Raw genomic sequence first — 22,202 nt, 5'->3', positions numbered from 1 at the left:
ATAAGTGTTTTTATTTTCTATTATTTGTCCACTTAACCAATAACTCAGAAAGCTTTTCTTCACTTCTGCTAAATATCCAAAACGTCTTACCAGTCTTACTATGTACCATTTCCCTTAAAGGAGTTAATCCATTTGCAACTAGAAATTCCTTTTGATAATAACTAAAGCAGTTATAATTATCTGTTCTCAATAATCTCACCTCCTTTCAATTCCCATTAAAAGTCGTATTTTATCTGAGGAACCCCCCTTTAGAACAAGATAGGGGGATTCTTATTTATCAACTAATAATGTTTATTTATTTGTTCCCACAACCTGATAAGTAGTTCATCAGGAAACTTCTCTAATAATTCTTTACGGAATTTCTCTTCAACTTCTTTATTCTTCCTTATGATTATAGAACGTTTTTTTCTTGTCTCTTTATTTGACTTTGTCATTATTCTCACCCCCCTTTAAAAGTTCACTAAGTAGTGAATTTATTACACATTTTCCCTTGCCAAATTCCCAAAATCGTTGTAAACTGTATTCATAACCTGTAAAGAAGATCCTTCTCTCAAGGTTATCCTGTAAGTTAATGGAAGATTGATAGTATATTCAGTTTTCAATGTGCAAGTTCACCTAAATAAATCTTTAGTAAAAAAAATACAAAAAATCCAGACTATTAAAATAGTCTTATTTGTCATTTCTAATAACTTTTTTATCTACATCTCTATATTATATCACGTGAACATTTGTTCGTTCACACTTTTTATCCCTTACATTATTATATTTTACTGAGTTATTTTAATTTCGCAAAAGAAATCGAGAACTTTTTTTTGCGTTTCTATTCTATCCCTATTTAGTGAAACCACAAAGGGAAATTTACAACTTTTTTATGATAAAATAAATCTAAGGAATATTATTCAAAAGCACAAGGTTGGTAGCCAGCTTCTGAATAATATTCCTTTTTTAGTTTATATGCTTAACTCCTCTGCTTCTTTCCAATTGATTCCCACTTCAATGATGGCGAAAAGATAGCAATTCTTATTGAAATCTTCTAACATTAAATATCTCTCATTGAAGTTCAACTCATTAATCTTCATTTCTGCTGCTGTAAATGCCTGATCCTCATTATCTGCTTCAACTTCCATTAGAACAGTTTCCGTGTAGAAGAATAAATCATTCTCAACGTCTGCTTGAATATCATCCTCGTAATCTACAATATCCACTAACATAGCATCTCTAGACTTGGTATGGATAAGTTGTTTCCTTTCCCTGCTTAATGGTTCGTTAACAACTTCAGTGATGTTGCATGAGATTGGCTTCAAGCTATACTTAATATCTCCTAGTGCTACGATTGCTGGATTGTTTGCTGTGATTAGTGTTGTCATTATTATTATCTCTCCCCTTTTATGTAAGCACTAGCTGTGCTTTTAATTTACAACCATTTACCTATAAATACAACGTCATTTTATAGCTTTTATTGTCGATTATTGTAGAATAATAGTTATTTTGATGTATTTCTAAAACTTTTTAATTTGAAACGTGCCAATTCTTGAAATTTGAAAAATTGGATTGTTTTATTACACTATTTTAGGCTTGAATTGTATAGCTCTCACTTTTCCCATCCACATAATTTGTGATTGAAAATTCGTGGATATCAGAAGTCGTGTTACCTTCAAGGTGTGGTGCGACAGAATCCTTTGAATATTTTTTATTTCCTCTGCGATAATGGATCATCTTGAAACCCTCTTTATAACTAAGAGTGAATCCTAATATCTTCTCCCAATTCCAGTTGTCTCCGTCTTTTTTCAACGATATTGAGATAGGCTCATCACCTATGAAAGTGGAAGCAAGAATGATTTCGCAATAGTTGATAAATCGCTTGTTGCCTTTGAAGTATTTTTTTACTTCGATGAGTGCTTGATTCTTATCTGTGATTTCGTTTAGTTCTAATTTATTATCCATTTAGATTGCCTCCTTTTAGATTAATCCAATTGCCCAGATCGACTAAGACCGATTGCAATTCCACCAAGAAAAGCGACTCCAATCGAAATAATACCTAGTGTAAAAATTAACATGTGTTTCACCTCCATAACTTAACCTTGACTTCATTTTACATTATGCAATAGTGAATAGTCAATTATAAATTAAAAATTTATTTGAATTTGTTTATTGCTTATTGCATAATAGTTATTGGAGGTGCTTCTCATGACAAATGAACATGTATTGTATAAGGTTAAGCCACGATTAGGCGAAATATTAAAAGAAAGAGACATAAGACAAACAAAACTAGCTGAAATGGCTAAAATCCCTCAATCAGCTATCTCACGATTTGATAAAAACGCTCAACACAAAGATGAACATTTGATAGCTATTAGTCGAGCATTAGGGATCACGATTGAAGAATTATTCCATGTTGAAGTTAAGGAAGGTGGCGAGTAGTCGTTGCCTTCTTTTTATTGATTAATACAAAAAAAGACAATGATTACTCATTGCCTCACTCCTCTAATCCTAGTGCTTTCAACTTCTCCCATGATTTCTTAGGATGTCTCTTCCTTGTATGTCTTCTTTTTTTCTCATGTTGGACACTATCTATAAAAAGACTAGGATGTCCCATACCTAACATTTGATTGTAACCATCCTCAATAACATAGTAAGGATCACATTCATGGTCAAAGTAGTAATTATCTTCTACTAACCTCTTAATCTCCTCCTCAATGTATACTGGCTTATGGAACTCACTGTCTGGAACAAATACGCCATCAGTAGTTGTTTCAATCCCCTCAAATACACAGTCGAGATGTTCTTCCCATAATTTACTTAACCTCTCAATTTGTTGCACGTGATCCTCATTCTGTAAGATAAATTCGATATACTGTTTCTCCATCATTATTCCTCCCTTATGGCATTATTACAAGATTAACCGCTGCTCGCTCCGAGGCTATGTCCTCCAACACCCTAACTATGAATCCTTATTAATATTTTTTCAACTATTTGAGTGTTTTTGCTTGACAAGGTTTTTATGGTTTTGGCTTCATGGGATGAGTGTCGAGGACAACGGCTAGGCGAAAAGTTGACTACCTATATTTGAAGGTATAAAAAATAATACAATCAAATATAGATAGGCGACTTCATGGTCTATCGGACTGAGGTTTCCGTTTTAGTATGAATCCTATTTGTCGATAAGAATTTTCTCCTTAAACAATTCTACTGCAACAGATAGCCCTAGCAGTTTCCCGAATTGGTACTTGTGAATTGTCCTACTGCGTATATCTACGCACTACCCTTCCTAACGATCAGCGTTTAAATTGGTGGCTTTCACCATTCATGCACAAGCGTAAATAGGAAAACGCTTATTGTACACTATCCCCATTTATTTGCATCGGCTGGATCAATACCTGACGATGGATATTTATAGTCGATTTATCGGCAACCTCGACTGGATAGTACCTGAAAAAGACAATACTAAATACAACTTGCATTCCTTTAAATTTTTTTATAGAATGAAAGCAGGGACTATCCCTATTTAGTTTACCAAAATAGAACTTTGCTTTGAGACAGGTTGCTGGAACAACTTGTCTTTTTTTTGTTCAAATTTCCTTTTATTCGCTTGATTTATTGATTATCTTCAATACCTTTTCGGCAACCTCAATCATACCGTCATCTGGACGGTCTTCTAATGCGATAATTCGGCTGCAATAGTTAATTATGTCTTCTAGTACCTTTTGGTGTTTATCCACGTTACAGAGCCTCCTAGATGTCTAGATTGTTTAATGGTGAATGTTTCTGATACTTCTTCATTACTTCTTGATCCGTAAAGTCGAGATAAGCCTTCATCGTAACCTCTACAGAGCTGTGACCTAATAACCTGCTTAACGTGGCAAAGTCTCCATTACCCTCAACTAGATAATACTTAGCGAAATTATTGCGTAGCTGGTGTGGGTGAATATCGATGCCAACTTTCTTTCCAGCTTCTTTCAATGTCCGTTCAAAGTTCCTAATATCTAACTTTGTCCCTCTAATTGTCGGAAACAGGTAAGGACTATCCGAATATCTATCCCTGTATTGCATCCATCTTTTCAAATCATTTAACATCTTAAATCCAAAGTAGACGTATCTTTCTTGATTGTTCTTAGGATTTTCAATGAGAATAGCTTTATTTTTAAAGTCGATATTTTCTGGTCGTAAATTTACGCATTCAGTCGCTCTGATACCTGTATCTAAAATTAGTCTTGTCTGCACCCATGATCGATAAGAATGAAATTTAGTTATATCGAAAGTATTTAGCACTTTCTTAATATCTTCAGGGGATAGTAAACTCTTCTTTTTTCTCTGTGGCTTGATATTAGAAATATTTTCAACTGGATTTACTTTGATTTCCCTTTCTTGATGGAGAAAGTTAAAGAATACCTTAATATTTCTAAGATAATTTGCAACCGTTGTATCAGAAATTGTCTTGTTATAGTCGTTTCTATTTTGTGGATTATTCATTGATTTACTCGATTCTTTTACAACTACCGAATATTTACCTCTTTCACGTAAATATTTGATGTAATGACGGATATGAGCAGATTTAACCTTTACTGCATCCTGTATATTGAATTCATCGTGTAAGAAATTAGCAAAGAGTTTGATTGTCTGCTCATAGCTAGATAATGTTTTCTTCGACAAATGTTTCGAGTCACAATAGAGCATAAATGAGTCAATTTGTAGTTCGATTTCCGTCAAAACGCAAAAACACCTCCACTTATAAGATTCGATGAACTCAAATCCAATAAATGAAGGTGTTAAATTTTAATTGATGTTAGTGAGGAAATTTATAGCAATAAAAGTGATTAAAAAAGAAGTTTATACATCACTTGTGTCAGTGTGTAATAAATTTCCTAATTACTCAATCCCTTGATACGTCTGTGTCCTTCCCCTCTCAGGAGGCTTTATGCTCTAAACGTAATTTATCCGCAACCATCGCGATAAATTCTGAATTGGTTGGTTTTGCTTTACTCATGCTGACTGTGTAACCAAATAAGGATGAAATTGAATCAATATTCCCTCTGCTCCATGCAACTTCTATCGCATGTCGAATCGCTCGTTCTACACGGGAAGCAGTTGTATTAAACTTCTTAGCAATATCCGGGTAAAGAACTTTTGTAATGGAGCCCAATAGTTCAATATCGTTATATACCATTGAAATGGCCTCACGTAAGTATAAATAGCCTTTAATATGAGCAGGAACACCAATTTCATGGATAATGCTTGTAATATTAGCATCTAGGTTTTTCGGTTTGCTTTCTGAAGTCAATCTGGATGAAGAAGGTTTTTTAATAATTGCATTTGATCTTCCACTCAGTTGGCGGATATTGCTCACTAAATTCTCCATATCGAAAGGTTTTAAAATAAAGTAAGATGCACCTAAATCTACAGCTTTCTTTGTTACATCCTCTTGACCGAAAGCTGTTAGCATAATTACATTTGGTGTAGAGGTTTTTTCGCGAAGGCGTTCTAGAACAGCAAGGCCATCTAAATGTGGCATAATAATATCCAAAACAAGGACGTCGGGTTCTACTTCATTTAGTAACTCTAGACATTCTTGACCATTATGTGCAATTCCAACCACTTCCATATCATTTTGTGAAGAAATATATTCCTCTAATAGAGAAGTTAATTCACGATTATCATCAACAACACAAACTTTGATTGATTTCACTACAGGTTTCCTCCTCAATCCTAATTGTTCTATATTTTTATTCTAAATAACTTTTTCGACAACGCAACCTAAATTCCTTTAATTTTTTAAGAAAATCTTAAAAAAGCTTGAAAATCTTTTATTTTCTTAATTATACTTGATTATTCGACCACCTTCGATATTTTTATTTAGTTTTGTCGAATAATCTTTACACTCTCCAAAAAAGGATCAACCTCTGAAGTTATTTTCTTCATTAGGTTGATCCTGACTATCATCCTGCTCTTTTATGGTCTTGTTTATAAATATTAATTCCAGCTTCGTTTAGCATCCATTCAATGTGAACACCGTATCCTGATGTTGAATCATTTACAAAAACATGAGTAACAGCACCAACTACTTTTCCATTTTGAATTATTGGACTCCCACTCATTCCTTGAACAATCCCTCCAGTTTTATCTAAAAGCTCTGGATCTGTCACCTTCAAAACGATACCCTTTGTTGCAGGAAATTTTTGTGGTATTGTGCTGACTATTTCTATATCGTATAAATCTACCTTTGCCCCATCAACAACAGTTAAAATTTGAGCAGGTCCTTCTTTTACTTGATGCGATAACGCAATCGGCATTTCTTTATCCATCATTTCATTTTTTAAAGAATGATTCAATTTCCCAAATATCCCAAATGGACTATTTCTAGTTATATTTCCAATCACATCTCTTTCAGAAGAGAAACGGGCAAGCTTTTCACCAGGTTTTCCATCACTGCCCTTTTCAATTGATGTCACCTCTGATCGGACAATTTGTCCATCTTCTACCACAATTGGTTTTTTTGTATCCATATCGGAAATAACATGACCTAATGCTCCATATTTTTTTGATTTAGGATCATAAAATGTCATCGTGCCAATTCCTGCTGCCGAATCACGGATATATAGTCCTAATTTATAGGAACTTTCATCTTTTTCTTTTACAGGAGTTAGCTTAGTTTTTATCGTTTCCTTTTCTCGTTTCAATTCTACGTCAAGACTGTTCCCTTTTTCCCCTGCCTTCTGTACATAAGGCGCTACATCTGACATATCTTCCACTGTTTTCCCATTAATTTTTGTAATCATATCTCCAACTTGAATTCCAGCCTTTTCACCAGGAGAAACTTTCCCTGAATCCGTTTTCACAAGGTGATGACCGACAACAAGAACACCTACTGTATTTAATTTTACCCCTATTGATTGACCACCTGGTATTACTTTAAAATCTTTTAATACTTCAACATCAACCTCTTTTATAGGTAATCCTGCTAATTCAAATACCACTTCATCTTTTCCAATATTATTTCCTTTGATGGAAAGACGTCCTTCTTTATCATTCAATGAAACATTACTATTCTTAGCTGTAGACATAGCCATAACAGAAGTTGCCTTTGGAAGATTCACTTCTTCCCCTTCCATCATTTTCACATGCTTTGGCAAATTTACATATTGTTGAACCGGCTTGTAAAAACCAATAGTACAAAGCGAAACAAGGAGAATTCCACCAATAATTCTTCTCAGCCATTCTGAATTCATACATTCACTCTCCTCGCTTCTAATCCACACACTTACTTTTGGCTACAATTTTAATCTTGCCTTCAAACGGCACATTTATAACTGGGAATCAAGAAAAAAAGCTACCCAATTTGGATAGCTTTTCAAGTATTTTTAATTGAGCTTGCTAATTGCAATAGTTCTTTTGCATGTTCTTTTGTTAAATCCGTTATTTCCACGCCAGAAATCATACGGCTTATTTCTTTTATTTTCTCCTTCTCCTTGAGTCGTTCCACCGAGGTACTTGTTCTACCTTTTTGAGAAGTTTTTGAAATAAATAAGTGACAATCTGCCATTGCAGCTACTTGCGGAAGGTGAGAGATACACATCACTTGTGAATGCACCGCGACCTGGTAAATTTTTTCCGCAATAGATTGAGCAACTCGTCCACTAACACCAGTATCTACCTCGTCAAAAATGATTGAAGTAATCCCCTGGTGTTTGGAGAATATTGTTTTTAGTGCAAGCATGATTCTAGAAAGCTCACCACCTGAAGCCACTTTAGAAAGTGGCTTTAGAGGTTCACCAGGATTTGTGGAAATGAAAAATTCAACGGTATCAGCACCATCTTTTTTGTATCTGTTTCCAGTCTTTTCTTGGTTAGCCTTCTCGATAAAACGTACTTCAAAAGTAGTTTTATCCATGTACAGCTCTTTTAATTGCTCATGAATACTTTGTGTAAGTTTTTTTCCAGTCTTTTGCCTAATTTCTGTTAAACCTTGCGCTTCTACATATAAATCTTCCTCAAGGGACTGAAGTCGTGTTTTAAGGTCATAGATATGACTATCTCGATTTGTTATTGTTTCTATTTCTTCTTCAATTTTGGAATAGTATGCAAGTATATCTTCTATTGTTGCACCGTACTTTCTTTTCAATCCGTTTATTTCATTTAAACGGCTTTCAATCATATCTAGACGATCCGGTTCAAATTCTAGTTGATCTAGGTCATTTCTCACATGATGGACAGCATCCTCTAATAAATAAAATGCATTAGACACAGATTCCAATGTTGCTTGATATTTATCATCAAGATCTGCGGCGGTTTCTAGATGGCTCATTGCCAGGCCTGTCCAATCAAGACCTTTTCTTTCCCCTTGGATACTACTGTAAGCTGTTTGCAATGAATCAAATAATCGTTCAAAATTCGTTAGCTTTCGTTTTTCTTCTAGAAGTTCTTCATCTTCACCAATTTTTAATTGTGCATTTTCAATTTCATTATATTGAAATTGTATTAAATCTAACCGATGGGCCATTTCTTGTTCGTTTTCGTTTATCCTTTTCAACTTTTTAGAAACGGATTCATACTCATTAAATATTTCTTGGTAGCTTTTGATTGCTTTTACTACATTCTGACCACCGAATTGATCAAGCAGTGTTAAATGTAAATTTTCATTCATCAATTCTTGATGCTCATGTTGACCATGTATATCAATAAGAGTAGAACCAATTTCCCGCATTATCGCAATTGTTACAAGTTTTCCATTTATCCTGCAAACACTTTTTCCCGAACTAGAAATATCTCTTCTTAATACGACCATACCTTCTTCTATTTCGATACCAAAATCATTTAATTTTACATAGCAGGGATGTTTGTCATTTTCAAGTGTAAATAACCCTTCTATCTCCGCCTTTTTTTCACCATAACGAACAAATTCAGCAGATCCTCTCCCGCCGACTAACAAATGAATAGCATCTATAATAATTGACTTACCTGCACCTGTTTCTCCAGTTAATACAGACAAGCCCTCATCTAATGAAAGTGATAATTCATCAATGATAGCGAAGTTTTTTATTGATAATTCTTGTAACAAGAATAGATCACCTCAAATAATTACATTTACAACATATCTAAGAATCGTTGTGTAACAATTTTAGTTTCATTTTCCGTCCTACAAATAATAAGACATGTATCATCACCACAAAGCGTACCTAATATTTCTTCCCAATCTAGGTTATCAATTAATGCACCTATTGCATTTGCATTCCCTGGCAATGTCTTCATAACAAGCATATGCCCAGCAATGTCTATTTTTACAAATGCATCTGTTAATGTTCTTTTTAGTTTTTGTAACGGGTTAAAGCGTTGATCCGCTGGGAGACTATACTTATATCTCCCATCCATTAATGGGACTTTAACTAAATGAAGCTCTTTAATATCACGAGAAACCGTAGCTTGCGTAACATTAAATCCGGCATTCTTAAGTCCTTCTACCAGTTCATCTTGTGTCTCGATGTCACGGTTTGTTATTATTTCACGTATTTTAATATGTCTTTGACCTTTGTTCAACATAGAACGAACACCTCTAACTTTTGTTTCAAAACTGTATATTTATTCTCTTTCAAACTACCCACATGTTTTAAGAATAACCCTGAAAGAAACCTTAAGCAAGCTATCTTACTATTTTTCCAGCTCCATGAAAGTGTAAATTGGAATGTATACCTATACGCTAATAGTAGCTTATTTTTCACTTCAGTACAATAATAAAACGGTTGTTACCACATCTATCATTGTCTATACAACCTTTTAAAACGGCTTTGACTAGGGCATTAAGCAGACTTTTAGAGAAATACCCTCAAACTCTAGTCCATAGAAATCAATAATTGAAATGTGACAGTCTCTGCCCCAGAACAAAAAAGCTACTCTTATGTTTTACACAAAAAGAATAGCTTCAATACTTTGCTATGAGTCAGTTTTTAATTGCTTATGAGCTTCTGCAACAACAGTGTTTGCTTCATACTCTAGCATGTTTGTTCCTTTTTCTTTACTGCCTTCCCAATGTAGATGAATAAGAAATTCTATATTTCCTTCTCCACCAGTAATCGGTGAATACGATAAGCCCTTTACATCATAACCTTCCTGTACACCAAGCGAAATAATTTTGTCAATTACTTGTTCATGCACACCCTTATCGCGAACAATTCCTTTTTTTCCAACCTGTTCTCTACCAGCTTCAAATTGAGGCTTAATTAGCGCTATCACATCGCTATCAGGTACTAACAACGTCTTTAATACTGGCAATATTAGCGATAAAGAAATAAATGATACATCTATTGATGCAAAGCTTGGCATCTCTCCTGAAAGGTCAGCAGGCTTTACATAGCGAAAATTGGTTCGCTCCATTACGATAACCCGGTCATCTTGACGAAGTTTCCACGCTAGTTGATTATATCCCACATCTAGTGCATAAGACATTTTGGCTCCGTTTTGAAGTGCACAATCCGTAAAACCACCAGTAGACGAGCCAATATCAATCATTACCTTACCGTCAACATGTATATCAAATACTTTTAATGCCTTTTCCAATTTTAATCCTCCGCGGCTTACATAAGGAAGAACATTACCTTTAACGGTTAAAGGAATATCTACACTCACTTTATCGCCGGGTTTATCTAATCTCACTTCATTCGAGAAGACCAGTCCTGCCATTATTGCTCGTTTTGCCTTTTCTCTAGTTTCAATAAGACCTCTTTCAACAAGAAGTACATCTATCCGTTGTTTTTTTACTTTCATTATACATTAAGCCCTTTTTTGTTTTTTTGGTGTAATAGTAAGAATTCTGTCCATAACATTTTCTTTTGTCATACCGATTTCCTTTAGGAGCTCCGTCACACTTCCATGTTCAATAAATTTATCAGGTATACCCATGCGATCAATTCTGCTATGCTGATACCCTTTTTCCTGTGCAAATTCTAAAACAGCACTGCCAAATCCACCTTGAAGAACCGCCTCTTCTATTGTCAATACAGGAATATCTGCTTTAAAAATATTATGCATCATCTCTTCATCCAATGGTTTAATGAAACGAGCATTAACGACTTTTACGGAAACACCCTTTTTTTCTAGCCCTTCTGCCGCTTCCATTGCCATCGGTATTGTTGTACCGAATGTTAAAATGGCAGCATCTGTTCCTTGTTTAAGAACTTCCCAGCTTCCGATTGGAATTTGCTTTAATTCACTGTCCATTGTTACACCATAACCATTGCCTCTTGGATACCTTAAAGCAATAGGACCATCATTATACAGTAGTGCTGTATTTACAAGGTGTTGTCCTTCATTTTCATCTTTAGGCATCATAATAACCATGTTTGGTAAATGTCGTAAAAAAGCAATATCAAATACTCCCTGATGGGTTTCTCCGTCAGCACCTACAAGTCCAGCTCGGTCAATCCCAATAAAGACATTTAAATTTTGTCTACAAATATCATGAACGACTTGATCATACGCTCGTTGTAGAAATGTAGAGTAAATTGCAAGGAATGGTTTCATATTTTGTGTTGCCAATCCTGCTGCAACCGTTGTCGCGTGTTGCTCGGCAATCCCTACATCAAACATCCGGTCTGGAAATTCCTCTGCGAATCCTAATAATTTGGAACCTACTGGCATAGCAGGGGTGATAGCGACAATCCGCTCATCTTCTCTTGCTATTTTTTGAACCGTGCCACTAACAAGCCCACTCCATGAAGGTGGGGCATCCACAGGTTTAATCAAATCCCCTGTATCAATTTTATATGGTCCTGTTCCGTGCCATGTTCCTTTTTTATCAGATTCTGCTGGTTGAAACCCTTTACCTTTTTTGGTAATCACGTGCAGTAAAACGGGTCCCTTTGTTTTTTTCGCATACTGCAGGTTTTCAAAGAGATCATCAAAATCATGACCATCAATAGGGCCAAGATACGTAAACCCAAGCTCTTCGAAGAACATACCAGAAACAAATAAATATTTCAGACTGTCTTTAACCCTCTCTGCTGTACTAGCCAAACGTCCCCCCACTGCAGGAATTCGTTTTAATATATATTCGAGTTCATCTTTTACCCAATTATACTTTCCATCTGTTCTTAACCTACCAAGAACATTATGTAGTGCTCCTACATTCGGAGCAATAGACATTTCATTGTCATTTAAGACGACAATCATATCCTTTTGTTCTGCTCCAATATGATTTAAAGCTTCTAAAGCCATTCCACCTGTCAGAGCACCGTCACCAATTACAGGAACAACAAACGAATCTTCCTTTTTAACATCCCGGGCAATTGCCATCCCCATTGCAGCAGAAAGTGAAGTAGAACTATGCCCTGTTTCCCAGCAATCATGTTCACTCTCATTTCTTTTTGGGAATCCGCACAGCCCTTGATATTGTCTTAAACTATCAAATTGTCCCGCTCTACCTGTTAAGATTTTATGGACATAAGATTGATGCCCTACATCCCATAGTATTTTATCTTTAGGACTATCAAAACATTTATGAAGAGCGACTGTAAGCTCTACTACACCTAGATTAGGACCAATATGACCACCCGTTTCGGAGAGCGTATTTATTAAAAATTGACGAATCTCCTGACTAAGCTCTTCCAATTGCTTATTGGACATCGTTTTAAGAAACGAGGGCTCATTAATTGATAATAGATCCATAGGGTCCACTCACTTTCATTGCTAAATATTATTTGTTCTTGTCTTTTTATCCATCTTTTTTTTCTTATCTTTTTTATCTTTAATTATAACGATGTGAAATTTATCCTCAAAAAATTGAAGCACTTTGCCGACTTGAAAGATAATATCACGTGAAAAATGAATAGCAAATGTCTTTCCTAATGCTTTTCCACCTACTGTAAGTGCTGCAATAATACTCGTTAATATTATGCTTACACTGTATTCTAATATAGAGCCACCTTCAAGTTTGAAAGTTAGGGTGAGTTGAACTAAAACAATTGCCGAGGCAGTCCCACTAATTATTCCAGAAATATCACCGATAACATCATTACAAAAGCTTGCAAATCGGTCTGCATTTCTTACTATTTTTATGGAATAGCGCGCCCCGTACACCTTCTTGGCAGCCATTGCGTGAAATGGTGTTTCATCTGCAGCAGTCGCAGCTATTCCAAGCATGTCAAAAAATATCCCGATTAATACGATAGCAAGTACTACTAATAAACCTGCATACCATCCTAAACCATTTAACACCATATTTGAAGACACTGAAAAAATAGCCGCTAACACAAACGTGATAACGGCAATGCTGAGACTCCATTTTATTGAGTTTTTCATTGTTTCTTTCATTATTATTTATACACACCGTTTCTTTTGTGTTAAAGTGTCGTTATATTTATATGTAGTTGGATGGTCATATAAAGAGTTAAAATTGCAGCTTAGGTCCAGTAGGTTTTCCCAGCCAAGTACCGGATGTTGCCATACCGGCGGTTTCCCTTTAAACTTGACTTAGCTATGTCACCAGTAGCTAGACTGGATTACCACTTAGTCCGCACTATAATCCTCTCTATATGTCCAATAGAACAGTCTAGGAGATTTCCTCAACAACCCTTTCCCAGATCCTTAGCCTCTTTTGCAAGGTGGATTTCATATGGGCGAAAAAGCACATATCAATGGCCAACTGATGTGTACTTTGTAACCATAATCCCCTCACACCTCACTCAAGGCAGGCTACGCTGCTAGTGATATAATCACAATCGCAGGTCTATACTCTGCTCTTTTTGTACACGCATTAAGCGAGCACTAGAGAAACAGAGCCTCCGCGGTTAAAGGGTCATCGCCCACATGCCATTGTGGATCGCCCTTATACCTTACTCCCAGCTATGACCCAAGGCTGGGCGCCTCAAGCCAAAACAAGGAACTTCATCGATGTGCCCTTTAGTGGATTTTTAGGCCCACCTTCAGGACCGGAGGGTTGACTAGAATACTGCACCATCCATATGAGTTGTAAATTTATTATACCACATACGTGTATAATTTCTCAAATAATGAGAGCTTAGTGATCTCTTTTTACAATTAATTCGGCAATTTGCTCGAGTAAAGCGGGGTTACAGTCAACCTCATGTAATACGGTAAGGGCATTGTCGTAATGGTAAGCAAGCTTTTTCTTTGCACCTTCAATAGTTAACAAACTAGGGTATGTGCTTTTATGTCTTGAAACGTCACTACCGACTGGTTTTCCTAGTAATTGTTCATTTCCCTCTAAATCAAGGATATCATCTTGAATTTGAAAGCAAAGGCCAATATGATAAGCAAAATCTTTTAGCTTTCTGATATCATGTTGTGAAGCACCCACGATAATAGCACCTGCAATTACACTGAAAGACAATAGTTCGCCTGTCTTATGAAGGTGTATATATTCCAGTTCCTCTAATGACAGGGTACTATTCTCACCTTTCATATCAGCTACTTGACCACCTACCATACCTTCTGGACCAGATGATGTACTAAGTAATTGAATTAATTTAATTTTTTTATCCGCTTCGAGCTTCGGATCTTGAGAAATGAGTTGAAAGCTATAGGTTAAAAGAGCATCTCCAGCAAGAATTGCCATTGCTTCACCGTAAACTTTATGATTTGTCGGCCTTCCCCTTCTTAAATCATCATCGTCCATTGCCGGCAAATCATCATGAATTAACGAATATGTATGTATCATCTCTACAGCACATGCCGAACTCACACCAGCTTTAGGATCCTTCCCAAAAGCCTCAATCGTAGCTAGCAATAATATTGGTCTAATTCTTTTTCCTCCAGCCTGTACGGAGTATATCATTGCCTCTTTCAACATCGCTGGAGATTTTATTTTTTGAATAGCATTAGTCATTTCCGACTCAACGAGTTTGCTATGTTGTTCTCTGAATGTATCGAGCTTTTGGAGGTTTTTCACTTTCATTTTGCCTCCCCAACATCAAAGGGTTGCTCTCCCTCATCAGTAATTATTTTGGTAAGCTGCTTTTCCGCCTTTTGTAGTGTATCATGACAATATTTGGTGAGTTCCATCCCTTTTTGGTAATATTTTATTGCTTTTTCCAGAGGAACTTCTCCTTCTTCCAACTTTTCAACTATTTCTTCAAGCTGTTCCATTGCCTTTTCAAAAGAAATTTCCTGTTCCTTATTTTCCTTTGTCATTTTTCCCACTCTCCTCAATTGTTTCAACTTGACAATATACTTTCCCATCCGATAAATGAACAATCATATCGTCTCCGATATTGATTTGTTTTGTAGATTTAATCAATTCCCCCGATTGTTCATATGCAAGACTATATCCCCTATCCATTATTTTCAGTGGACTTAAAGCCTCCAAAGTAGAAACCATCCCACTAAAGGTTTGCTGTTTTTCTCTTAATAGATTTTTATATTGTTTCTCAATCTGCATTTTCAAGTTTTTAACACGATCATTTTGCTGTACGATAATACTAGATGGATGTAAACGCAGAAGACGAGAATGGACATGTTCTAATTCATAGTTAGTCCGCTCTAGTTTGTAGTCTGCACTTCTTTGCAACCGTTCAGTAAGGCGATCGATATGCTCCATTTTTTGCTCATATAAGGTACGAGGATTTTTCAAAGCATAGGATCTCATAATACTATTAAGCCTTGTTTTTTCTGTGTTCAACTTTGCTTTAAAGCTCTTTATTAAATGAAGCTTACTGTTCATAATTCTTTCTACTAAGTCTTCTATATGAGGAACTGCTAATTCTCCTGCTGCTGTCGGGGTTGGTGCCCGCAAATCTGCTACAAAGTCTGCAATTGTAAAGTCAGTTTCGTGACCAACAGCCGAAATTACTGGAACTGCTGATGAATATATTGCTTGTGCTACTATCTCTTCATTAAAGGCCCACAATTCTTCAATAGATCCACCGCCCCTTCCAATAATCATAACATCAATATTATCATATTGATTAGCTTGTCTTATCGAATTTGCAATAGACTTTGCAGCATTTTCTCCCTGTACAAGCGCCGAGAAAATAAGAATTTCAGCAAGAGGGTATCTTCTTTTAATGGTTGTAATAATGTCCCTGATTGCTGCACCTGTAGGAGACGTTACAACGGCTATTCTTTTTGGATAGCGAGGCAATGGCCTTTTTCTCTCGCGTTGAAAATAGCCTAATTTCTCTAATTTCTCTTTCAATTGTTCATATGCTAAGTATAATTCTCCAATCCCATCAGGCTGCATTTCTTTCACATATATTTGATATTGACCGCCTGCCTCATAGACAGAAACATCTCCTCTTACAAGCACTTGCATTCCATTTTCCGGTTTAAATTTCAATACATGATTAGCAGAAGAAAACATAACAGCAAGTATACGAGCTCGATCATCTTTAATCGTGAAATACATGTGGCCGCTTGAATGCTGCTTAAAATTTGAGATTTCCCCTTTCAAATAAATACTTGATAAATGGGGATCTCGATCAAATTTTCGTTTTATGTACTTTGTTAGGGCCTGAACTGTTAAATAACGATTTTGTTCAATTTCCATTACATTGGCTCCTTAAAATTTGAATTGAGTGCGAGAAGATAATAGATAAAGGGAAACTTCAATCAGCGGAAGTTTTACCGCCCGTTAGTGCGGGGCAAAACGTAAAATATTCTCCCAAAAATAGGTAAGGGACCAAATCCCAAAAAGAATTCTTTTCTTTTTTTGGACTTTGTCCCTTCAGTAACTGCTATTAGTCAAAATTCAACAAGTAGTAAGCCTCTGATGAAAGTGACATCTCACTCGCTCCAATCAGTTTGGAGAATGACTAACTTTAGACAATACACTATTAATAAACTTACCTGACTGATCGTCGCCAAACCGTTTAGCTACCTCAATCGCCTCGTTTATTACAACTTTATCTGGAACACTGTCTACAAATAGTAGTTCATACGTTGCTAATCGCAAAATGTTGCGGTCCACTTTTGCTAATCGTTCAAATGACCACTTTTCAAGATTCTCTCGAATAGCTGTATCAACTCTCTCTTGGTGCTGCGCAACCCCTAATACGAGCATTTCCAAGTAGTCATCCATGTTTTCATTTTCTTCCAAAATATTTTCAAGTGCTTCTTTTGGTTCTAATTCCGTCATATCTATTTGAAACAGGGCTTGTAATGCTTTTTCACGAGCTGTTCTTCTTTTCATAGCCTAATAATTCCTCCATTAGTCTTAAAGCAGTATCATAGTGATTCTACCCGCTTTTATCACAAAATTTTTCATATCTTTGATAATAGCATAAATAGCTACTATTTCGCACGTTATTCCTTGAAACTTTAAAATAAGTGACTTTTCTTTAACTGAAACAAAAAGTAAAAGCAGCTTAACAACCAACCCTATGGGGTTAACGCCTGCAACTAGACACACCAAAAAAGGCAGACCTGTCAACAAGTCTGCCCTTCAAAGGAAGAATTCATAATAGTCATTACTTACTCATCATCAATTTCTGGTTCCACTTTCATATTTTCAAATTGGACACCAACAATATGAACATTTACTTCATCTGCTTCAAGTGCTGTCATATCTAGAAGTGCTTGACGAATATTGTCTTGAATTTTTTGTGCAACATTTGGAATCGAAATACCAAATTGCATGACGCAATAGATATCAATAATAATGCCTTCTTCTGCTAATTCTACCTTAACGCCTTTGCCGTGATTTTTCTTTCCTAGTCGCTCTACTACACCAGTTGCAAAGTTTCCACGCATTTGTGATACGCCTTCCACCTCAGAAGCAGCAATTCCCGCTATAACTTCTATTACCTCAGGTGCTATTTCAATTTTACCAAGGCCATCATTTCCATGGGACATCTGTAAAAGATTTTGATTTTCTGCCAATTAAGGCACCTCCTAAAATTCAAACTAGGATTTCATTACTTCATATTTCTCTAAAAATTTTGTATTAAACTCTCCGCCTACAAAAGTTTCGTGTTCTAATAATCTTAAATGGAAGGGAATCGTAGTATGTACCCCTTCAATAACAAATTCACTTAGGGCACGTTTCATTCTAGAAATAACTTCTTCCCTCGTTGCACCATATGTTATTACTTTGGCAATCATAGAGTCATAATACGGCGGTATCATATAACCAGGATACGCAGCAGAATCTACACGAATTCCAAGGCCACCAGGAGGAAGATACATTTCAATTCTTCCAGCTGAAGGCATGAAATTCTTTTCTGGGTTCTCCGCATTAATACGACATTCCATTGACCAGCCTGTGAATGTGACTTCCTCTTGAGTTAAGGAAAGCTCTAATCCTGAAGCAACCCGAATTTGCTCTTTGACCAAATCCACACCAGTTACTTGTTCCGTTACAGGATGTTCTACTTGAATACGTGTATTCATTTCCATAAAATAAAACTTTTGATTTATATAGTCATAAATAAATTCTACCGTTCCAGCCCCTGTATAGGCAACAGCTTTTGCAGCTTTTACTGCAGCTTCCCCCATTTTTTCCCGAATCTCTTCTGTTAAAGCAGGGGAAGGTGTTTCCTCGATAAGTTTCTGAAGTCTTCGTTGAATTGTGCAATCCCTCTCCCCAAGATGAATAGTATTACCAAACGTATCAGCCATAACTTGAATCTCCACGTGTCTGAAGTCTTCAATGAATTTTTCTATATAAACACCTGGATTTCCAAACGCCGTCATCGCTTCCTGTTGGGTAATGTTTACTCCTTTGATCAATTCTTCTTCCGTTTTAGCTACTCGAATACCTTTACCGCCACCGCCAGCAGTTGCCTTGATGATTACAGGATATTCAATTTTTTCCGCTAGTGCGACTGCTTCTTCTGCATCCTTTATAATTCCTTGGGATCCTGGAACAATGGGAACCCCGGCTTCCCTCATTGTCTCACGTGCAACATCTTTTGTTCCCATCTTGGAAATTGCTTCTGGTGTAGGACCGACAAACGTAATATTACATTCTCGGCAAAGCTCCGCAAAATCTGCATTTTCCGCTAAAAAACCGTAACCAGGATGGATTGCATCACAGTCTGTCAGCTTTGCAACACTAATTATATTAGTGAAATTCAAATAACTGTCTTTTGAGGCTGTTGGACCTATGCAATATGCTTCATCCGCTAGTTGTACATGCAACGCCTCTTTATCAGCTTCAGAATAAACAGCAACACTTTCTACACCTAACTCACGGCAAGCACGAATAATACGAACTGCTATTTCTCCTCTGTTGGCTATTAAAAGCTTCTTTATCATAAAATAATCGCTCCTTATTCAGGCTTTACCAAGAATAACGGTTGTCCATATTCAACTAACTGACCGTCTTTTACTAGAATTTCAACTATTTCCCCTTTTACCTCAGCTTCAATCTCATTAAACAGTTTCATTGCTTCAACAATACAAATTACTGAATCTTCCTCAATTTTCGAACCAACTTTCACGTATGGTCCTGCTTCTGGTGAAGGAGATTGATAGAATGTTCCCACCATAGGTGATGTAACTTTATGTAAATTTGCATCTTCTTGTGTTTCGGAAGCTGCTGGTGCTGGTGCTTCTGCTGGTGTAGGTTCCTGCACCGGTGCCTGTGCTGGTGCTTGCTGTATTGCCTGTGGTGCTGGTGCAGCCTGCTTTAACGGTTCAATTGTTTGAACAGCTACAGCCGATTCTGTAGAAGGTTGTTTAAATTTCTTTAGTTCTACTTTTGAGCCCTCATGCTCAAATGAAAATTCATCAATTGTAGATTGATCTACTAATTTTATTATTTCACGAATCTCTTGAATTTTTAACACGAACGACACTCCCCTTAGAAAAGATAAATTTAGCACTAACTACTAATATCATACGATAAGACCTTGTCAAAATTCAATAACAGTTTCCTGCCAACCGGAGAGTAAACTACTCACAGTTTCTCTACACAGAGAATAACGATAAAGTAAAACTTGCTTCATCGTGGTGATTCTCCTATCTGTTTGATTGGAATATCACTTGTACAATTACTGAAAGTGACTTAACACAATCCGATTACTCTAGATATAGAAGCATTTATGCAATAGAACAATACTACTCGCTTCTTGTGAGTCAAAGTAAAACAATTATAACTCCCTTAAGTATATTTTAGACTTTTTTGAAAAAAAGTAAAATACCTAAACGCAATATTGTTAGTTGCCAGAACAAAAGTGAAGCATTTCGCTTAGGGGGAGTAGCCTTTTTCGCAAAAATAGAGGAGGGTTATCTTTTTTCCCTTAGCTATATTACAAAAACATCTCATAAAGGTAGACGCTAAATTATTCCGGTAGAACAGTTATCCATATATGAATATTTCACCATTCCTAACGAACAGAAAGAGCAACCCCAATCAGATGGAATTGCTCTTCTTTAAAAAGCGATTTAGTTTGATGCCTGAAATTGTACTGCTACTGGTTTTAATTGTCCAATTTCACTTGTCACTAAACGAATAATCTCGTTTGCAGCTGTAGCTGAATGTTCGTCAGCTTTTACTGTTATATTTACTTTATCTCCATCGGCTCTGACTAGAGCATCTTCATAACCCATTGTTTTAATCATTGTTTCAAGTACAGATTCCGTTGTAGCAAGTTCTCTCAATACTTCCATCTGCTCATATGCTGCACTTTTTTCATCAGCAGACAAATCAGCATTTCCGACTTTTGCTGTCAACTCTTCATGAAGTGCATCACGTTGATTTTGCATTTCAATTCGCATTGCATCAAACGCTTCGTCTCCAGCCGCTTCTGTAACAACTTCCATTTCACCGTTTGCACTTGTTTGTTTATTATCTTCTTGTTGATTTTCCGTTTGTTTCTTCCCTTCTTCTTGTGACGCCATGTCATTAACCTGTTGAGTTGGTGAAGTAATGTAGTAAACAGAAAGAACAATTACAAGACTTAGCATTGTCAATAACCATACCGTTTGTTTTTTTAGTAACATGTATCGTTTCCCCCTTATTGTTTTTTAGGCATTACTGCAACACGATGACTCGGAACATCTAACACCCTTGTTACAGCTTCAATAATCCATTTTTTAATTTGTATATTATCGGCACCTCCAGCAACAACAAGGACACCGCTGACTTTAGGCTTTTTTGTTTCAGAAATAATAGGGACTTCCTTTTCCCCATCTTGAATAATAACTATCTGTTCTTCTTTGGAGCTTTCTTCAATGGACCTTTTTCCACCCTCTTGATCTGTTTCACTCGTGTGCTGCTTTTGGGAAGATTCATTTTTTTCATAAATTTTTTCCTCACTGGAATCCACATTTACAACAACACTGACTTCATCTACACCAACAATCTGTTCGAGTGCTTCTTTTAGTTGATTTTCATAGTAACCCTCGTAATCTTTCATGGACTTGTTTTGTTTCTTTTCTCTTGTCCCAAATGCAGGAACCTCTTCCTCGTTCAGCGAGCTATCCGAATTGGATACCTCTGTCGTTGCTCCTTCATCACTTTTCCAAAGGTCACTGATCAGCATAAAAGCGATTCCGACAAGAAGAATGATAAAAAGATATTGATATTTCCCCCCTTTTTTCTCTTTTTGCGGCGGATGTTCATTATCTTTTGAAATCCATTGCTTTAACGCTTGAAAAGGATTTTTTTTAGAGCTCATTTCCCTCTCCCATCCCTCCTTGAACAATAACGACTATTTGGTCTTTTGGTAGATTCCATATTTCAGCGAGCGCGGAGGCTAGTTGGGATGTTTCATGGTCCGGTTTGTCTTTCTTTGCTCCATCTCTTGTATTGATGTCAACTCTTTTCACCGTCTCAACGGCTCCTTCTTCTTGCGGTTCTGCTAGCACTACTGTTACTTTTGAAATACTTTCCGGTAAATTTTCTAAGTTTTCGTCTTCTGCTTCTAAACTAACTGTCACCACTTGTTTTCCGTGTTTCTCCATCATCTCCTTTTCTACCTCTTGTTTCATTTGGACACCCATCTGTTCTAAAATATATGCACGTTGTGAGGCTTGTATTTCTTTTTTCTTTATTTCTATTAAATTTTCTACCGAATTATTCGTAGAATCACTTGATAAAGTCATTTCATTCACTACATCATCAAAATCACTAGACAATAGTTTTAATAACGGAGTGAGGATGATAGTAATAAGGAGCAGTCCCGTTACAATTTTTGTATATTTCTTCATGCTAGAACTAGGAAGGAGCATATCAATGACGGTCGCTAGCAGAACAAACACAATAATATTAGTAATCCATTCCGTTAAAAATGCCACTTTTCTCCTCCTTATCCTGC

At 36.3% G+C, this 22,202-nt stretch carries 25 protein-coding genes; 1 reads left to right on the top strand and 24 read right to left on the bottom strand.

Features of this window, described 5'->3' with window-relative positions; genetic code table 11:
- Positions 1–10 precede the first annotated feature (10 nt).
- The 4 genes from ACFSUL_RS10615 to ACFSUL_RS10600 form a co-directional block, all read right to left on the bottom strand.
- Positions 11–190, bottom strand: a complete 180-nt coding sequence (locus ACFSUL_RS10615; protein ID WP_377935186.1) for a hypothetical protein — start codon at positions 188–190, stop codon at positions 11–13.
- Positions 191–281: 91 nt separating this feature from the next.
- Positions 282–434 (bottom strand): hypothetical protein, encoded by a 153-nt coding sequence (locus ACFSUL_RS10610; RefSeq protein ID WP_377935184.1) that lies wholly within the window; start codon positions 432–434, stop codon positions 282–284.
- A gap of 516 nt (positions 435–950) precedes the next feature.
- Entirely contained in the window at positions 951–1,367 is a 417-nt protein-coding gene (locus ACFSUL_RS10605) for a hypothetical protein (RefSeq protein WP_377935182.1), read from the bottom strand.
- A 202-nt stretch (positions 1,368–1,569) separates the two neighbouring features.
- Positions 1,570–1,944, bottom strand: coding sequence for a hypothetical protein (locus tag ACFSUL_RS10600; protein WP_377935180.1), 375 nt, complete (start codon positions 1,942–1,944; stop codon positions 1,570–1,572).
- 243 nt (positions 1,945–2,187) lie between these two features.
- On the opposite strand from ACFSUL_RS10600, the gene ACFSUL_RS10595 reads away from it, so the two are divergent.
- Positions 2,188–2,421: a helix-turn-helix domain-containing protein gene (locus tag ACFSUL_RS10595; protein WP_377935178.1), complete on the top strand. Its 234-nt coding sequence runs from the start codon at positions 2,188–2,190 to the stop codon at positions 2,419–2,421.
- Positions 2,422–2,476: 55 nt separating this feature from the next.
- Here the strand turns inward: ACFSUL_RS10595 and ACFSUL_RS10590 are convergent, their stop codons facing one another.
- The 20 genes from ACFSUL_RS10590 to spoIIIAF all read right to left on the bottom strand — a co-directional run bounded on the left by ACFSUL_RS10590 (position 2,477) and on the right by spoIIIAF (position 22,182).
- On the bottom strand, positions 2,477–2,866 hold the full coding sequence (locus tag ACFSUL_RS10590; RefSeq protein WP_377935176.1) for a hypothetical protein: 390 nt from the start codon (positions 2,864–2,866) through the stop codon (positions 2,477–2,479).
- 715 nt (positions 2,867–3,581) lie between these two features.
- Positions 3,582–3,719: a hypothetical protein gene (locus tag ACFSUL_RS10585; protein WP_377935174.1), complete on the bottom strand. Its 138-nt coding sequence runs from the start codon at positions 3,717–3,719 to the stop codon at positions 3,582–3,584.
- Between the two features lie 13 nt (positions 3,720–3,732).
- Positions 3,733–4,707, bottom strand: a complete 975-nt coding sequence (locus ACFSUL_RS10580; protein WP_377935172.1) for a tyrosine-type recombinase/integrase — start codon at positions 4,705–4,707, stop codon at positions 3,733–3,735.
- Between the two features lie 196 nt (positions 4,708–4,903).
- Positions 4,904–5,683 carry a sporulation transcription factor Spo0A gene (spo0A, locus tag ACFSUL_RS10575; protein WP_377935170.1) on the bottom strand — a complete coding sequence of 260 codons (780 nt, stop codon included), beginning with the start codon at positions 5,681–5,683 and terminating at the stop codon, positions 4,904–4,906.
- 250 nt (positions 5,684–5,933) lie between these two features.
- Positions 5,934–7,223, bottom strand: a complete 1,290-nt coding sequence (spoIVB, locus tag ACFSUL_RS10570) for a SpoIVB peptidase (protein ID WP_377935168.1) — start codon at positions 7,221–7,223, stop codon at positions 5,934–5,936.
- Positions 7,224–7,345: 122 nt separating this feature from the next.
- Positions 7,346–9,052 (bottom strand): DNA repair protein RecN, encoded by a 1,707-nt coding sequence (recN, locus tag ACFSUL_RS10565; RefSeq protein WP_377935166.1) that lies wholly within the window; start codon positions 9,050–9,052, stop codon positions 7,346–7,348.
- Positions 9,053–9,078: 26 nt separating this feature from the next.
- Positions 9,079–9,528 carry a transcriptional regulator AhrC/ArgR gene (gene ahrC, locus ACFSUL_RS10560; RefSeq protein WP_071413852.1) on the bottom strand — a complete coding sequence of 150 codons (450 nt, stop codon included), beginning with the start codon at positions 9,526–9,528 and terminating at the stop codon, positions 9,079–9,081.
- Positions 9,529–9,921: 393 nt separating this feature from the next.
- Entirely contained in the window at positions 9,922–10,752 is an 831-nt protein-coding gene (locus ACFSUL_RS10555) for a TlyA family RNA methyltransferase (protein ID WP_377935164.1), read from the bottom strand.
- A 6-nt stretch (positions 10,753–10,758) separates the two neighbouring features.
- Positions 10,759–12,651 carry a 1-deoxy-D-xylulose-5-phosphate synthase gene (gene dxs, locus ACFSUL_RS10550; RefSeq protein WP_377935162.1) on the bottom strand — a complete coding sequence of 631 codons (1,893 nt, stop codon included), beginning with the start codon at positions 12,649–12,651 and terminating at the stop codon, positions 10,759–10,761.
- Between the two features lie 21 nt (positions 12,652–12,672).
- Positions 12,673–13,296, bottom strand: a complete 624-nt coding sequence (locus tag ACFSUL_RS10545; protein WP_377935160.1) for a hypothetical protein — start codon at positions 13,294–13,296, stop codon at positions 12,673–12,675.
- Positions 13,297–14,002: 706 nt separating this feature from the next.
- Positions 14,003–14,899, bottom strand: a complete 897-nt coding sequence (locus tag ACFSUL_RS10540) for a polyprenyl synthetase family protein (RefSeq protein WP_377935158.1) — start codon at positions 14,897–14,899, stop codon at positions 14,003–14,005.
- Positions 14,896–15,135, bottom strand: a complete 240-nt coding sequence (gene xseB, locus ACFSUL_RS10535; protein ID WP_071411368.1) for an exodeoxyribonuclease VII small subunit — start codon at positions 15,133–15,135, stop codon at positions 14,896–14,898. The genes ACFSUL_RS10540 and xseB overlap by 4 nt, the downstream gene beginning before the upstream one ends.
- Positions 15,119–16,483, bottom strand: a complete 1,365-nt coding sequence (gene xseA / locus ACFSUL_RS10530) for an exodeoxyribonuclease VII large subunit (protein ID WP_071413851.1) — start codon at positions 16,481–16,483, stop codon at positions 15,119–15,121. The genes xseB and xseA overlap by 17 nt, the downstream gene beginning before the upstream one ends.
- 255 nt (positions 16,484–16,738) lie before the next feature.
- Positions 16,739–17,131 carry a transcription antitermination factor NusB gene (gene nusB / locus ACFSUL_RS10525; protein WP_071411367.1) on the bottom strand — a complete coding sequence of 131 codons (393 nt, stop codon included), beginning with the start codon at positions 17,129–17,131 and terminating at the stop codon, positions 16,739–16,741.
- A gap of 281 nt (positions 17,132–17,412) precedes the next feature.
- Positions 17,413–17,820 (bottom strand): Asp23/Gls24 family envelope stress response protein, encoded by a 408-nt coding sequence (locus ACFSUL_RS10520; protein WP_071411365.1) that lies wholly within the window; start codon positions 17,818–17,820, stop codon positions 17,413–17,415.
- 24 nt (positions 17,821–17,844) lie between these two features.
- The gene (accC, locus tag ACFSUL_RS10515; RefSeq protein ID WP_377935154.1) at positions 17,845–19,197 is read right to left on the bottom strand and encodes an acetyl-CoA carboxylase biotin carboxylase subunit; all 1,353 of its coding nucleotides are present in this window, start codon (positions 19,195–19,197) and stop codon (positions 17,845–17,847) included.
- 14 nt (positions 19,198–19,211) lie between these two features.
- On the bottom strand, positions 19,212–19,730 hold the full coding sequence (accB, locus tag ACFSUL_RS10510) for an acetyl-CoA carboxylase biotin carboxyl carrier protein (protein WP_377935151.1): 519 nt from the start codon (positions 19,728–19,730) through the stop codon (positions 19,212–19,214).
- A gap of 598 nt (positions 19,731–20,328) precedes the next feature.
- Positions 20,329–20,886: a SpoIIIAH-like family protein gene (locus tag ACFSUL_RS10505; RefSeq protein WP_377935149.1), complete on the bottom strand. Its 558-nt coding sequence runs from the start codon at positions 20,884–20,886 to the stop codon at positions 20,329–20,331.
- Between the two features lie 14 nt (positions 20,887–20,900).
- On the bottom strand, positions 20,901–21,563 hold the full coding sequence (spoIIIAG, locus tag ACFSUL_RS10500; RefSeq protein ID WP_377935147.1) for a stage III sporulation protein AG: 663 nt from the start codon (positions 21,561–21,563) through the stop codon (positions 20,901–20,903).
- A complete protein-coding gene (gene spoIIIAF, locus ACFSUL_RS10495) occupies positions 21,553–22,182 on the bottom strand; it encodes a stage III sporulation protein AF (RefSeq protein ID WP_377935145.1) in 630 nt (209 codons plus the stop codon). The genes spoIIIAG and spoIIIAF overlap by 11 nt, the downstream gene beginning before the upstream one ends.
- Positions 22,183–22,202 lie beyond the last annotated feature (20 nt).

The sequence above is a fragment of the Bacillus seohaeanensis genome (genome assembly GCF_042684945.1).
Lineage (GTDB): Bacteria > Bacillota > Bacilli > Bacillales > Bacillaceae_B > Rossellomorea > Rossellomorea seohaeanensis.
The sequence above is the reverse complement of the archived record's forward strand: the minus strand, read 5'-3'. Positions and strand labels throughout refer to the sequence as shown.

Bases quoted from the DNA above. Each gene is read 5' to 3' on its own strand.
- xseB (WP_071411368.1), bottom strand. From the start codon at position 15,135: ATGACAAAGGAAAATAAGGAACAGGAAATTTCTTTTGAAAAGGCAATG.
- dxs (WP_377935162.1), bottom strand. From the start codon at position 12,651: ATGGATCTATTATCAATTAATGAGCCCTCGTTTCTTAAAACGATGTCC.
- nusB (WP_071411367.1), bottom strand. From the start codon at position 17,131: ATGAAAAGAAGAACAGCTCGTGAAAAAGCATTACAAGCCCTGTTTCAA.
- ACFSUL_RS10600 (WP_377935180.1), bottom strand. From the start codon at position 1,944: ATGGATAATAAATTAGAACTAAACGAAATCACAGATAAGAATCAAGCA.
- spoIIIAG (WP_377935147.1), bottom strand. From the start codon at position 21,563: ATGAGCTCTAAAAAAAATCCTTTTCAAGCGTTAAAGCAATGGATTTCA.
- ACFSUL_RS10605 (WP_377935182.1), bottom strand. From the start codon at position 1,367: ATGACAACACTAATCACAGCAAACAATCCAGCAATCGTAGCACTAGGA.
- ACFSUL_RS10505 (WP_377935149.1), bottom strand. From the start codon at position 20,886: ATGTTACTAAAAAAACAAACGGTATGGTTATTGACAATGCTAAGTCTT.
- ACFSUL_RS10555 (WP_377935164.1), bottom strand. From the start codon at position 10,752: ATGAAAGTAAAAAAACAACGGATAGATGTACTTCTTGTTGAAAGAGGT.
- accC (WP_377935154.1), bottom strand. From the start codon at position 19,197: ATGATAAAGAAGCTTTTAATAGCCAACAGAGGAGAAATAGCAGTTCGT.
- ACFSUL_RS10590 (WP_377935176.1), bottom strand. From the start codon at position 2,866: ATGGAGAAACAGTATATCGAATTTATCTTACAGAATGAGGATCACGTG.
- ACFSUL_RS10540 (WP_377935158.1), bottom strand. From the start codon at position 14,899: ATGAAAGTGAAAAACCTCCAAAAGCTCGATACATTCAGAGAACAACAT.
- ACFSUL_RS10610 (WP_377935184.1), bottom strand. From the start codon at position 434: ATGACAAAGTCAAATAAAGAGACAAGAAAAAAACGTTCTATAATCATA.
- spoIVB (WP_377935168.1), bottom strand. From the start codon at position 7,223: ATGAATTCAGAATGGCTGAGAAGAATTATTGGTGGAATTCTCCTTGTT.
- ACFSUL_RS10545 (WP_377935160.1), bottom strand. From the start codon at position 13,296: ATGAAAGAAACAATGAAAAACTCAATAAAATGGAGTCTCAGCATTGCC.
- ACFSUL_RS10595 (WP_377935178.1), top strand. From the start codon at position 2,188: ATGACAAATGAACATGTATTGTATAAGGTTAAGCCACGATTAGGCGAA.